Below are 13,180 nucleotides of genomic sequence, written 5' to 3'. Positions count from 1 at the left end.
TCGCGCCTAACAGGAGAGACACAATGACGATGCGTATGACAGTGCGAATCTGCCTGATCGCGAGTTTGCTCGGCGTCGTATCGGGCGCGTACGCGGCCGGCGACACGCAGGCAGTTGCAGCGGCGAATGCCAGCGGACATGGCGGTGTGGACGGTCCGTTTTTCCCGACGCGCCTGCCGACGGCAAAGCAGACACCGTCCACCGGTACGACGCTCGACCAGCAAGCGGATGCGCGGCTCGATGCGAGCCTCAAGTCGACGGCGCTGGGGCAGGGCGCGATGACCCAGGCTCAGGCGCAGCAAGCCGGGCTCGGTTACGTGGCCAATAACTTCAAGGCGATCGACCGCAACGGCACCGGCAAAGTAACCGCCGACGATGTGAAGCGTTATCTGGAGTCGTCGAAGTAAACGTGGACCCGCTGTGACGCGTCTCGCGCAATGCGCAGATGCGTTGCGCTGCGTTGTGAAGCAATGAGACGGCCGCCTGCCTGTGCATGCGGCCGTTTTGTTCGTGGTGTTGCCGATGTGGCATTCTGCGTTGTGCGTCGAGCCGAATTGACGATTTTCCCGGTATCGGTGACTATTTTTATCCCCTTCACCGAGGACCGCGGGCCACCGATATGCCACTTACTTCTGTTGTCGTTGATCGAACCTTGCCCGCTACTGCGCGACCGGCCAGCAGAAAGCGGTTGTCGATCGCGCTATTCATGGCTGTCTGGTTCGCAGGCGCAATCTTGCTGGGCGGTGCCCGACCCGCCCATGCAGCCTCCCAGCACGACGTGCTCAACGCGCCCGTCAAGGCAGTCGCAAATCAGCGCATACCCGTCGATACACCGGAGGCAAGCGCGGTACTGCCCATCTATGCCAGTCGCCCGATCGATGAAACTGCGCCCGATGTGAAGCGGGTCTTCATCGTGGTTCACGGCACGCTCAGAAATGCCGACGTCTACTATGCAACCGGGCAGAAAATCCTCGACAAGGCCGGTGCCCTCGGCGAAGGGACGATGGTCGTCGCACCGCAGTTTTTGACCGAATCCGATGCGCGGGCATTCGCGCTTCCCGCGTCGACTCTCGCCTGGACGCAGGAGGGATGGAAAGGCGGCGAGTCGGCACGCCAGCCTGGCGCGATCAGCTCCTTCACGGCGTTCGATGCATTGCTCGCGCATTTTGCCGACCGGCGTCTTTATCCCGCGCTGTCGACAGTCGTCGTACTCGGTCATTCGGCGGGTGCCCAGTTCGTGCAGCGGTATGCAGTAGTGGGGCGTGAGGGGGAGGCGCTGGTTCGCGCCGGCGTCTCGGTCCGCTATGTCGTCGCAAATTCGTCGAACTACCTGTACTTCGACGACGAACGGCCGGTCAGTCTGGCCGATGCCTGTCCTCGCGCGACGCAGTGGCGATATGGTCTCAAGTCCGCGCCGACCTACGTTTCCTCGCAGAATCCGCAGGATCTCGAATCGCGGTATGTTGCGCGCAATGTCGTGTATCTGCTCGGCGAAGCCGATACGGATCCTTACACGCATTTCATCGATCGCTCCTGTGCCGCCATGGCGCAAGGCCCTTATCGTCTCGCGCGCGGGCTCGCGTACTTCGACTATCTGAAACGGCGACATCCGTCCGGTCTCGAGCAGAAAGTGGTCGAAGTGCCAGGCATCGGGCACGACAACCTCGGTATGTTCACGTCGGATTGCGGCATGGCCGTGCTGCTCGATGGTGCGGTACCGGCATCGTGCCCGGTCGTCACTGGCACGACGCAAGGTGTCCACGCGCCGTCGCCGTGATGGTCCGGCGGATGTCCAATGCTGGAGAAGGCACACGTCGTCGGCGGCGATGACGTGTGAAGCAGCAGTGTTTCGTCGTGCCGTTTGCCTGTTCTATCCGCGCATCACAGTATCGAAAAACGATACTTCAAAGCTCAATTCTCCTTTGTTATCCCATAAAAGATGCGACCGGTGACGCCAGATGGCAGACTCAGCCCGTCTCAAGCGATCAAGCGGCCGAAGTGGACCGATTAGTATCATTTGTGTCTTCCAGAAAGTCGTTCAGAAGATTCAATGTGCATAAAACGACGTTTCGAATGAAAGCCGTGCCCAGCTTGATCGTCTTGTTGTAAGTGCCCGGTGCAGCCGGTTCGTACCACGGCCAGTGACGACACCCGCGCATGCGATGCACCAAAAAGGGAAAAGCGATGTTCGAGAATCCGTTCAGCAGGCGACGTAGTGTGCGAACCGACTCTGTCGATGCCAGCAAGGCCGCGGCGGTGCGACAGACCTTTTCGTCCGGCCCGGCTTCGTCAGGGGCCGCAAGAGTGCCTGCCATCGGGGCACAGCGGACCTGCGCGTCGATGGCCGGCGTGAAAGCCGCCAGCAAGGAGATTTCGCGCACGCTGATGAAGCTGCTCAAGAGCCGGCAGGGCGTGCCGGTGGAGACGCTCTTCGGTGTGCTCGGCTCGCTTGCCGGTTTCTCCTGCCAGATGGGCATACGCGACGAATATTCGCGGCGGGCGAACGCATTGCCGCCTTTGCATGTGGTCAGAACGCTCGATGGGCGCGTCTTCTACTTTGGCGATGCACTCAACGAGATGCTGGCCGAGAGCCAGTATTCGGTCTGGTCCCTGAGCGCGAGCCACGCGCGCAAACTGGGCGGCACGCCCCCCGATCTGTCCGCAATATTCGCGCATGTCAGCCGGACCTGCGGCGGCACCGATTTCGGCGTGCCGCGCTTTCCCGAGGGCAGACCGGTCAAGGACCTGCCCGTCGACTACATCAAGACATTCTGGTCGCTGATCCAGCCCGCCGTTCAGAAGCATTGCAACGGGCCGTCGGAGTGGCACGTCGCGTATGGCCTCGCGATACAGGCTGCGATGGATGTGTCGAAAGCGGTCATCGATCCCGGCGCTGCGCTCGAGATCGTCATGGAGTGCGCGGTGCCGATGTCCAAGCTCGACCCGAGGGAAGTCGGTCTTTAATGCGCGTCGTGGTGCGTGATCGCCTGATGTCGGGTTCCCCGCATCTGCCGGCAATCTTTTGATGACATTCGAGTGGATATGGCAAGGTCGACAGAAACAGCGGTGTTCAATATCAAGCGCTGGGTAGTGGATCAGTGTCACCCCGATGTGAGTGTGGCGCTTGCGGCCGACATCGATCGATATTCCCGGCTCTACACCGCCTGCGATGCGCTCGAAACCTTTGCAGGGTACCGGCCGGACGACGACGAAGACGACGAAGATCTCTTCGCCGAGCTGGCCGACCGCCGGCGTCTGCTTGCGGACAGGCTCGCTGCGGCCAATCTCGATCGCTATCTCGACGATGCGCCGGCGGGCCTTTACCTGGCGATTCCCTACCTCGATCGGTGTTCGGATCTGCAGGCGCTCTGGCTCGTGAACAAGACCTCGGAACCCATCGACTTCCTCGGCCGAAGCACGAGCGGCATCGCCGCGTATGAAAGCTCGCTCTGTTGTGGTGACGGCGAGCTGGTCGTGCTTCCTCACGAACCGGAGTGCGACGACGACACGCAACTCGAGCCCGGGGAACGGATCGTGATCGGCGAGTATTCGATCTCGTTCGATGGCGATTGTGCCACCACGCATCGGCTGATACTCGCGACGGACGGTTACGCACAGGAGTGGGTGAGTGTCGTCCCGCGTCTGGCGGGTTATCTGTTGCAAGGTTCGGCGCACGGTATTCATCCGCTGCAACGCACCGATAGAGGCGCGTTGATGTAACCGGCCGACGTGCCCCCCCGCACCAATCCCCAATCCACACCACACCCGCCGTCCACCACGCACTTAAGGTTCCCTTAAGCAAGCTGCGTCGATAGTAGCCGCGATCTATGCCGCGCTTCCTGACAGCTACGCGCCGAAGGGAGGCGACCGCTGCGTCGGTCGAGTGCCCGCACGGGCTCGCATCCACCAGGAACCGGCGTTCACAGCACGATGTCACCCTCATGACCATTCACGAAGATTTGCAGAACGTCGGGCTGCGAGCCACACGTCCGCGCGTTCTGGTACTCGATCTGTTTCGCACGCACGGCCATGTGCATCTGAGCGCGGAGCAGATCTACCGGCGCGTCACCGAAGAAGTCCGTCATATGAGTCTGCCTACCGTCTATCGCGTGCTGGGGCAACTGGTCGACGTTGGACTGCTTGCGAGCGTGACGTTCGGCGATGGCCGCATGGTGTACGAGCTGAGCGACGGCAAGCGCCACGATCATCTGATCTGCACCGGCTGCGGATGCGTTCAGGAATTTTTCGATCCCGTGATCGATGCGCGTCAGGCTGCAATTGCCAGCGATCTGGACTTTCAGTTAGCTGATCGTCAGCTCGTTCTGTTCGGTCTGTGTGCGACATGTAGAAGTCACGCGAGCTAAGCAGACTACGTGTCGCGCCCCGAGGCGCGCCCTTAAGGTTTCCTTCAGCTTTGCCCCGTACCATTCGCGCCATCGCCTGCGCAGCCTGCGGGGAAGCGGTTCACGAGGCGCCGACAACCCGCTCGGCGCCTGTCGAGGTTGGCCGGAGCATTCATGAAAACGCTGTTTTTGCAGGCACCGTCGTATGACGGTTTCGACGGCGGCGCGGGTTCGCGCTATCAGGCGAAGCGCGAGATCCGCTCGTTCTGGTACCCGACGTGGCTCGCGCAGCCCGCGGCGCTCGTACCCGGTAGCCGCGTGCTCGACGCACCCGCCGACGAGCTGTCTGTCGACGCGACACTCGATATCGCGCAAGACTACGAGCTGGTCGTGATCCACACGAGCACGCCGTCCTTTCCCACCGATGCCTTGTTTGCCGAAGACCTCAAGAAGCGTCGTCCGGACGTGCTGATTGGCATGGTCGGTGCGAAGGTCGCGGTCGATCCGCATAACTCGCTGACGGCATCGGAGGCGATCGATTTCGTCTGTCGCGAAGAGTTCGATTTCACCTGCCAGGAAGTCGCCGAAGGCAAGCCGTTCGCGCAGATCCTGGGCCTGAGCTATCGCGCGGCGGATGGCTCCATCGAACACAACGGAGCGCGTCCGATCCTCGAGAACATGGACGAGCTGCCGTTCGTCGCGCCGGTCTACAAACGCGACCTGAAGATCGATAACTACTTCATCGGCTATCTGAAGCATCCGTATGTTTCGATCTACACGGGCCGCGGCTGCCGCTCGAAGTGCACGTTCTGCCTGTGGCCGCAGACAGTAGGCGGCCATCGTTATCGCACACGCTCGGTAGAGAACGTGCTCGAAGAAGTGAAGTGGATCCGCGACAACATGCCTGAAGTGAAGGAGATCATGTTCGACGACGACACGTTCACCGACTTCAAGCCGCGCGTGGAAGAGATCGCGCGTGGGCTGGGCAAGCTCGGCGTGACGTGGTCGTGCAACGCGAAGGCCAACGTGCCGTACGCGACGCTGAAGATCATGAAGGAGAACGGCCTGCGCCTGCTGCTCGTGGGTTACGAATCAGGTGACGACCAGATCCTGCTGAACATCAAGAAGGGTCTGCGCACGGACATCGCGCGCCGCTTTAGCGAAGACTGCCGCACGCTCGGTATCAAGATCCACGGCACGTTCATTCTCGGGCTGCCTGGCGAGACGCAGGAGACGATCGTCAAGACGATCGAGTACGCGAAGGAAATCAATCCGCACACGATCCAGGTCTCGCTGGCGGCGCCTTATCCGGGCACGACGCTGTACAACCAGGCGGTCGAGAACGGCTGGCTCGAAGAGAACAAGGTGATCAACCTGGTGAGCCGCTCGGGTGTGCAGCTAGCGGCGATCGGTTATCCGCATCTGTCGCGCGACGAGATCTACCACCAGCTCGAACGCTTCTACCGGCAGTTCTATTTCCGGCCGTCGAAGATCTGGGAGATCGTGCGCGAGATGCTGACGAGCTGGGAGATGATGAAGCGGCGTCTGCGCGAAGGCGTCGAATTCTTCCGCTTCCTGCGTGCGCACGAGGCGTGATTACCGCCCACTTGATCGCCCTCGTGCTCGCTTATGCGTGCGGCGTGGGGGCGGTGCTTGGCATCGTCTATACGGTGCTCGCGGCGGTCCTGATCGGCCGTTTTTTTGCGCGACCGGTGGCCGAGCCGACGAGCTTTCCGCCGGTCACTATCGTTAAACCTTTGCACGGCAACGAGTGGGCACTGCTTGCCAATCTGCGGAGTTTCTGCGAGCAGGACTATCCTGGTCCGGTGCAATTCCTGTTTGGCGTGCACGATTCGAATGATCCTGCGCTGCTGGCTGTCGATGAGATTCGACGCCTGCATCCCGATGCGCATATGACGGTCGTCGCCGATGCGCGTCTGTACGGTCCGAACCGCAAGATCAGCAATATCCTCAACATGCTGCCGCAGGCGCAACACGACGTGCTCGTGTTCGCCGACAGCGACGTAAGCGTGCCACCCGAGTATCTGCGCCATCTGGTCGGCGAACTGCAGAACCCTGGCGTCGGTCTTGTCACGTGCGCTTATCACGGGCAGCCCGATCCGGGCTTCTGGCCGCGTCTATCGGCCAAGGCGATCAACTATCACTTTCTACCGGGCGTCGTGACCGGACTGACGCTCGGACTTGCGCGCCCGTGCTTCGGCCAGACGATTGCAATGCGTCGCGACACGCTTGAGAAGATCGGTGGATTCGCGCCTTTCGTGCACCATCTCGCCGAAGATCACGCGATCGGCGAAGCGGTACGCATGATTGGCGAGAAGGTCGTGGTTCCGCCGTTTGCGATTGCACATGCATGCGTCGAAACCAGTGCGCGTCAGTTGATCTCGCATGAACTGCGCTGGAGTCGCACGATCCGCAGCATCGATCCGCTTGGTCATGTCGGCTCTGCGTTGATGCATCCGCTAGCGTTTGCGCTGCTTGCCGTGTTGCTGTCCGGCGCGCTGACGTGGTCGTGGCTGCTGGTGCCGGCGGCTATCTCTACGCGGCTCGCACTGAAGATGTCGTCTGACCGCGCGTTGCGCCAGGCGCATGGCGGTCTGTGGTTACTGCCGTTCTGGGACCTTGTTTCGTTCGCGATTTTCGTCTTCAGCTTCCGCTCGTCGCGCGTGATGTGGCGCGGCTTTCGTTTCGACGTCGACGGCGATGGGCTGCTGACGGCGGTGCAGGATGAACGACCGGTGGGCAACGGATGATGCGCGGACTCCCGGGTTGGCGCGGCGATGGCGAGAGCGCGACCGACAGCGCGCCCGACAGCACAGCTTCGATGAAACACCTGGGCCGCGCGACGGCGCTCGCCGGTCTGCTGGTCTCGCTGTGGCTCGTGTGGAGCAGTCACCCCGCAGCGGTGTTCGGACTGTTGCGCACCGCGGGCGCAGGCGTGCTGCTCGCCGCCATCGCCCATCTGCTGCCGATGCTCGCCAACGCCTGCGACTGGCGTTCGCTGATGCGCGGTGCAAACCGGCCGTCGCTCGCGGCGATGCTGCATCTGGTGTGGGTTCGCGAGTCGGTGAACAGCATGCTGCCGGTCGCGCGTATCGGTGGCGAGGTCGTATCGTTCCGGATGCTTCGACGCCGCGGTGTGCGGCCGTCGACAGCAGCGGGCGGCCTGATCGTCGATATGCAGCTGACCGTGATCAGCCAGTTGCTGTTCACGCTGGCCGGCATCGGCTATCTGTTCGCGCATGCGCAGTCGGATACGTTGCGTCTGGCCGGGCAGCTCGCGTGGGGTGTCGTCGCGCTGACGCCGCTGCTCGTGCTGTTCGCAGTGGTTCAGCATGCGAGTCCGTTCGAGCGGGCGACGCGGGTGCTCAACCGCATGACGAGCGGCAAGCTGGCCGCGCTCGTCGGGCAGTCCGCGCAGATCGATCAGGCGATCAAGCTGATCTGGCGCAGGCGCGCGGTTGTGCTGCGCTATCTGTTTTTCTGGCAACCGCTGCAATGCGTACTGACCGCTGTCGAGATCTGGCTCGCGCTGCATTTTCTCGGCGCACATGTGACGCTGATCGAGGCGGTGGTAATCGAATCGCTGATTCAGGCCGTGAGCAGCGCTGCGTTCTTCGTGCCCGGTGGGCTCGGCGTGCAGGAGGGCGGTTTCATTCTGATCGGCGCTGCGTTCGGTCTCGATCCGGCGACCTGTCTTGCTCTCGCGGGCGCACGGCGAGTTCGCGACCTGCTGATCTTCGTTCCCGGTTTGTTCGCGTGGCAATTCGCTGAATCGTCGGCGCGTGTGGGGCAGGGGGCGCCCGGGCCTCAGCGCGCGGCGACGTAGGCGGGAAACGATACGTCGACGGCCAGCCCGCGACCACCGATGCCGCTACCGAGATGCAGGTTCGCGTCGAAGTGTTCGGCGATGCGGGCGACGATCGACAGACCCAGTCCGCTGCCCGTTGCGTGTGTGCCGGTAGCACGAAAGAACCGGCTCGTGAGATGCGCGAGGTCGCCGGTAGCGACACCCGGGCCATCGTCGCGAACGCTCACGCAAACACGGCCGACCTCTTCGCGTATGTCGACTTCGATATGGCCGCCGGGGCGTCCGTACTTGATCGCGTTATCGATGAGGTTGTCGAGCAGGATGCCGATCAGTACCGGCTCGGCGGCGATCTGCGCATCGAGGCTGCCGCGCAGTGCAATGGACATACGCGCCAGCTGCATGCGGCCCTTGTGCGCCAGTATCGCGTCTTGTGCCACGACAGCGGGTTTGAGTGCGGCACCAGGCATCTTGTCGTGTTCATCAAGACGGGCGAGCAGCAACAGCTGATCGGCGAGCCGAGCGCTGCGATCCACACCCTGCACGACACGCTCCATGGCGAGACGTTGCAGCGATGCGTCCGGCTCGCCCAATGCGACTTGCGCCTGCACCTTGATCGCAGCAAGCGGGGTCTTCAGCTCGTGGGCCGCGTTGGCCGTGAAGGCGCGTTCGCGTTCGAGCGATAGTTGCAGACGCGACAGCACGAGATTGATCGCATCGACGAGCGGCCGGACCTCGGTGGGCGCGCGGCCGATGTCGACGGACTCGAGGCGATTGACATCGCGTGCGCGAATGGCTGTTGAGAGCGTGCGCAGTGGTGCGAGACTCCAGCCGATACCGAACCACACCAGCAGCGCCAGCACCGGCAACGCAATGACCATCGGCCGCGCGATCCGCAGCGCGACACCGCTCACCAGATCGCTGCGCGTATTGGCGGGCTCGAACACGCGCACCGTGTGTCCAAAAGGCGCTTCACGCAGCGTAAACGTGTGCCATGCGGCGTTGCCAAGCACGATGGTCCGCGCGCCGCTCGACGCCGGCAACGGCAGGTCCCACGCGCGCAATACATGGAGTTGCGGACTGCCTGCGAGCGCGTGGCCCTGCGCATCGCGGACCTGAAACAAGGCGTCGCGCGGCAGCGTGTCGTCATCGTCTTCGTCGTTTGCGCCGGGGTCGCCGCCTTTCTCTTCTTCGCGCACATCGATGCGCGCATTGGCCAGCGTGACGAGATCTGCCTGACCGAGTTGCGCCAGGATCTGCGCGAGCTCCGCGAGGCGTGCCTCTTCCCATTCCGCCACTTCGCGTGTGGCCTGCCGGTAACTCGACACCAGCGCAAGACCCCAGATCAGCGCGAGGCCTGCCAGGATCAACAGCATCAGACGACGACGGATCGACGACCACATCATGGGCGTTCGACCACGTAGCCGATACCGCGCACCGTGCGGATTAGCGCGGCCCCGAGTTTCTTGCGCAGATTCGACACATGCACTTCGATCGCGTTGCTTTCGATCTCTTCCTGCCAGCCATAAAGGCTCTCTTCGAGCTGCGAGCGTGATTGAGGAATGCCGCGATGGGTCAGCAACTGGATCAGGATCGCCCACTCGCGCGACGTCAATGTGACACGAGCATCTGCGAGCATGGCGGTTTGCGTGGCGGGGTTGACGCTCAGATCGCCATGCCGGATCAATTCGACGCTGCGTCCCTGCGAACGGCGCAACAGCGCACGGCAGCGCGCGAGCAGCTCGACGAGATCGAACGGTTTGCCAAGATAGTCGTCGGCGCCGGCCTCGAGTCCATCTACTCGATCGAGCACCGTGCCTTTCGCGGTGAGAACGAGCACCGGCACATCGTTACCGGCGTCGCGCAGTTGCCTCAGCAGGGTCATGCCGGAGATTTTCGGCAGACCGAGATCGAGTATGACCAGTGCATAGGTTGTGGTGGCGAGTGCGAGATCGGCCTTGCGGCCGTCGTGTGCCCAGTCGACGGCGAAGCCTGCCTGGCGCAGGCCCGCTTCGATTCCGCAACCGATCAGATCGTCGTCTTCAACGAGTAACACTCGCATGAGAGAGTTCCTTGCAGAAGCTTACCGGTTGTCATGCACGGTAACGGCAAGCGCTCGTTGCAGATCGTTCACGTCGTCATCCTTAAGGTTACCTTCAGCTTGAATCGATACGATGAGCCGCATGTCGAACAGGTCGTCTCGCGGTGCAAATAGCACGATGCAGCGCGGCGAGATCGACGAAACGGAAATGAAAGCGCGGCGTCGTTCCTGTCGTGCGTCACATCAGGTCATGCCATGAAGCTGGTCATTGTCGACATGTTGCGAGTCCATCTGATGGCCGCGTGCTTCGCGGCGATGGGCATACAGGTCGTCGCGCTGCTGGCCTTGCTTGTGTCTCCGCTGTCCGAACAGACGTTTGATTCCACCTCATTCCGCATTTGCGCAGTCGTGCTGATCGGCATTGCCGTCATCGGCGCACGCCGCTTCGCGCAGCTCGCGTACGATGCCGCCGTGCAAAGCGCCCACGCGACCGTCCAAAGCCAGCGTGCACGTCCAGTCGCCGTGTCGCACGATTGTCCGCGGCGCGAACTGGTGGTACTGCACCTGCGTTTTACCGGCCGGCCGTTCGTGCTAGCCGAGTCCTGACACCTCCCAGCCGTGCGACGCTCCCGTCCGCGTTGACGGATCAACGCGTCGACGCATCGCAACATCAATCGATTCTGCCGGCCGCGTCCTTAAGCAACGCTTAAGGACGCGTTAAGCTGTAAGCCTCGACAATGCAGGCACCCAGAACCGGACAGGAACGACAATGCGACTGCTGCTGGTCGAAGATGACGAAATGATCGCCGAAACCGTGCTTGAATCGATGCGCCGGGCGGGCTACGCGATCGATTGGGCCCAGGACGGCCGCGCTGCCGAGCTGTCGCTCGGCAACGACGTGTACGATCTCGTGTTACTGGACCTGAGCCTGCCGAAGAAGGATGGCATCGACGTGCTCGGCGCCTATCGCAAGGCAGGCGGCATCGCGCCGGTTATCATCCTGACCGCGCGCGACGCCGTGGATGAACGCATTCGCGGACTCGATACCGGCGCGGACGATTACCTGATCAAGCCTTTCGATCTCGACGAACTTGCCGCGCGAGTGCGCGCGTTATTGCGCCGACGCACCGGCCAGAAACAGCCGGTCTACGCGCACGGAGAGCTCACGCTCGACCCGGCCGCGCACGAAGTCACGAAGAGCGGCGAGCAGCTGCCGCTGGTGCCGCGCGAGTTCGCGCTGCTGCAGGCCTTGATCGAAGAGCCGACGCGGGTCTTCACGAAAACCGAGCTTGAGGAAAAACTGTATGGATGGGGCGAGGAAGTCGGCAGCAACACGATCGAAGTCCACGTGCATAGCCTGCGACGCAAGATCGGTACGGAGCAGGTCGTGACGGTGCGCGGCGTGGGCTACCGGTTGAAGAGAATCTGATGGCGTCGATACGCCGCTGGCTGCTCGGCTGGCTGATTTTCGGCCTCGCGAGCGCATCGGTTGTCGCAGGCTTCGGCATCTTCCATACCGCGCGCCAGGAGGCGAGCGAACTGTTCGACTACGAACTGCGCACGGTGGCACTCTCGCTGCCGGCGAACATCGCGTCTACCGGTAGCGACGCGAACCGCAGCCCCGATCTCGGCGACCTCGCCGACGACCGCATCATCATCGAGATCTGGGACCTCGACGGCAAGCTGGTTTACCACTCGCACCAGACAGCTGTGCCGGAGCGCCAGCCGGCCGGTTTTCATTCGATCGAACGCGCCGAATATCACTGGCGGATGTTCGGCGTGCAGCAGTCGCAGCGGTTCATCCAGGTCGCGCAACCGTTTTCGGTGCGCGAAGACCTCGCGTTGCGTCTCGCGTTGCATACGCTGTGGCCGCTCGGTGTGCTGGTCCCGGTGACGATCGTGCTCGTACTGCTGGTGGTTGCGCGCGGGCTTGCGCCGATCGGCGGATTGTCGCGTGCGCTCGCAACACGCTCGATCGAATCGCTCGATGCATTGCAACTGGACGGCCCCGTGCCGGTCGAGATCCGGCCGCTCGTCGATGCAGTGAACGATCTGCTGCGACGGCTCAGTGTGGCATCGCAGGCACAGCGCACGTTTATCGCCGATGCCGCGCACGAACTGCGCTCGCCGCTCGCGGCGCTGAAGCTGCAATTGCAGGCCGCGTCGCGCGACGGCACGTTGCAAGGCGAGGGACCGGTGCTGGAGCGCATCGAAGGGCGGTTGAATCGCATCATCCATCTCGTGCAGCAACTGCTGACGCTCGCCCGCGAAGATGCGCAGCCGGCGGCACAGATGGTGCCGGTCAGCCTGCGGCGCATCGGCGAGCAGGCGGTGGGCGATTTCTCGCTGCTCGCGGAAGCGAAGCAGATCGACCTCGGTCTCGAGTGCGAGGCAGCAAGCGGACCCAATGATCCCTACCCGGTACAGGCCGAACCGCACGGGTTGAGCGTTCTGCTCGGCAATCTGGTCGACAACGCGATCCGGCACACACCCGCCGGTGGCAAGGTCGATGTGATCCTGCAGCGCACCGGGCAAGGTATCGGTTTTGCAGTCGTCGATACCGGGCCGGGCATTCCCGAGGCGGAACTCGAGCGCGTGCTCGACCGGTTCTATCGCGGCGAGGGTGCTCAGGGGCAGGGCAGCGGACTGGGACTCGCGATCGCCGCACGCGTTGCGCAGCGGCACGCGGTAACGCTGACATTGCGCAACCGCGAGAGCGGCGGACTGGCGGTCAGTGTGATGGGGTTCTGATTTCGCCTCGCGTTCGTTGCCTTGACAATGTCGTCCGCTCTGCATCACCCTAGACGCCTCGCAGTTCTGCACACCGTGCGTCAATTCACTTCCTTACTCAGGGCCTATGGACGGACTTCAAGACGACGCGCTCGCTCTGCTCAGAGAGAAATTTGCGACGTTGAGCCCTCGATGGCGATTAAGAGCCGACAGCAACGCGCTCGAGCTGAGTCCGATTAC

At 62.7% G+C, this 13,180-nt stretch carries 13 protein-coding genes; 11 read left to right on the top strand and 2 right to left on the bottom strand.

Features of this window, described 5'->3' with window-relative positions:
* The first annotated feature begins 35 nt into the window (after nucleotides 1-35).
* From M0D65_RS31415 to M0D65_RS31380, 8 genes are all read left to right on the top strand, one after another.
* Nucleotides 36-407, top strand: coding sequence for an EF-hand domain-containing protein (locus M0D65_RS31415; RefSeq protein ID WP_308076839.1), 372 nt, complete (start codon nucleotides 36-38; stop codon nucleotides 405-407).
* Nucleotides 408-619: 212 nt separating this feature from the next.
* Entirely contained in the window at nucleotides 620-1,777 is a 1,158-nt protein-coding gene (locus M0D65_RS31410) for an alpha/beta hydrolase (protein ID WP_266255947.1), read from the top strand.
* 440 nt (nucleotides 1,778-2,217) lie between these two features.
* Nucleotides 2,218-2,964: a hypothetical protein gene (locus M0D65_RS31405; protein ID WP_266255946.1), complete on the top strand. Its 747-nt coding sequence runs from the start codon at nucleotides 2,218-2,220 to the stop codon at nucleotides 2,962-2,964.
* Between the two features lie 78 nt (nucleotides 2,965-3,042).
* Nucleotides 3,043-3,720 (top strand): hypothetical protein, encoded by a 678-nt coding sequence (locus tag M0D65_RS31400; RefSeq protein WP_266255945.1) that lies wholly within the window; start codon nucleotides 3,043-3,045, stop codon nucleotides 3,718-3,720.
* Nucleotides 3,721-3,941: 221 nt separating this feature from the next.
* A complete protein-coding gene (locus tag M0D65_RS31395; protein WP_091006267.1) occupies nucleotides 3,942-4,364 on the top strand; it encodes a Fur family transcriptional regulator in 423 nt (140 codons plus the stop codon).
* Between the two features lie 129 nt (nucleotides 4,365-4,493).
* Nucleotides 4,494-5,939, top strand: a complete 1,446-nt coding sequence (gene hpnJ / locus M0D65_RS31390) for a hopanoid biosynthesis associated radical SAM protein HpnJ (RefSeq protein WP_308076850.1) — start codon at nucleotides 4,494-4,496, stop codon at nucleotides 5,937-5,939.
* Nucleotides 5,936-7,114: a bacteriohopanetetrol glucosamine biosynthesis glycosyltransferase HpnI gene (gene hpnI, locus M0D65_RS31385; protein ID WP_266255944.1), complete on the top strand. Its 1,179-nt coding sequence runs from the start codon at nucleotides 5,936-5,938 to the stop codon at nucleotides 7,112-7,114. Before hpnJ ends, hpnI begins: the two co-directional genes overlap by 4 nt.
* A gap of 71 nt (nucleotides 7,115-7,185) precedes the next feature.
* The gene (locus M0D65_RS31380; RefSeq protein ID WP_266256024.1) at nucleotides 7,186-8,190 is read left to right on the top strand and encodes a lysylphosphatidylglycerol synthase domain-containing protein; all 1,005 of its coding nucleotides are present in this window, start codon (nucleotides 7,186-7,188) and stop codon (nucleotides 8,188-8,190) included.
* On the opposite strand, the gene M0D65_RS31375 is transcribed toward M0D65_RS31380, so the two are convergent.
* A complete protein-coding gene (locus tag M0D65_RS31375) occupies nucleotides 8,172-9,575 on the bottom strand; it encodes an ATP-binding protein (RefSeq protein ID WP_266255943.1) in 1,404 nt (467 codons plus the stop codon). The genes M0D65_RS31380 and M0D65_RS31375 overlap by 19 nt on opposite strands.
* Nucleotides 9,572-10,231, bottom strand: coding sequence for a response regulator (locus tag M0D65_RS31370; RefSeq protein ID WP_091006280.1), 660 nt, complete (start codon nucleotides 10,229-10,231; stop codon nucleotides 9,572-9,574). The genes M0D65_RS31375 and M0D65_RS31370 overlap by 4 nt, the downstream gene beginning before the upstream one ends.
* A gap of 234 nt (nucleotides 10,232-10,465) precedes the next feature.
* Here M0D65_RS31370 and M0D65_RS31365 point away from each other — a divergent pair, with 234 nt between their 5' ends.
* The 3 genes from M0D65_RS31365 (at nucleotide 10,466) to M0D65_RS31355 (ending at nucleotide 12,961) form a co-directional block, all read left to right on the top strand.
* Complete coding sequence (locus M0D65_RS31365; RefSeq protein ID WP_091006283.1) at nucleotides 10,466-10,816, top strand: hypothetical protein; 351 nt, start codon at nucleotides 10,466-10,468, stop codon at nucleotides 10,814-10,816.
* Nucleotides 10,817-10,979: 163 nt separating this feature from the next.
* Nucleotides 10,980-11,639 carry a response regulator gene (locus M0D65_RS31360; RefSeq protein WP_091006287.1) on the top strand — a complete coding sequence of 220 codons (660 nt, stop codon included), beginning with the start codon at nucleotides 10,980-10,982 and terminating at the stop codon, nucleotides 11,637-11,639.
* Entirely contained in the window at nucleotides 11,639-12,961 is a 1,323-nt protein-coding gene (locus M0D65_RS31355) for an ATP-binding protein (protein ID WP_266255942.1), read from the top strand. Before M0D65_RS31360 ends, M0D65_RS31355 begins: the two co-directional genes overlap by 1 nt.
* Nucleotides 12,962-13,180: the final 219 nt, after the last annotated feature.

It is taken from the genome of Paraburkholderia sp. CHISQ3, from assembly GCF_030464945.1.
Classification (GTDB): domain Bacteria; phylum Pseudomonadota; class Gammaproteobacteria; order Burkholderiales; family Burkholderiaceae; genus Paraburkholderia; species Paraburkholderia megapolitana.
Note: the sequence above shows the minus strand (reverse complement) of the source record. Positions and strands in the feature narration are given on the sequence as shown.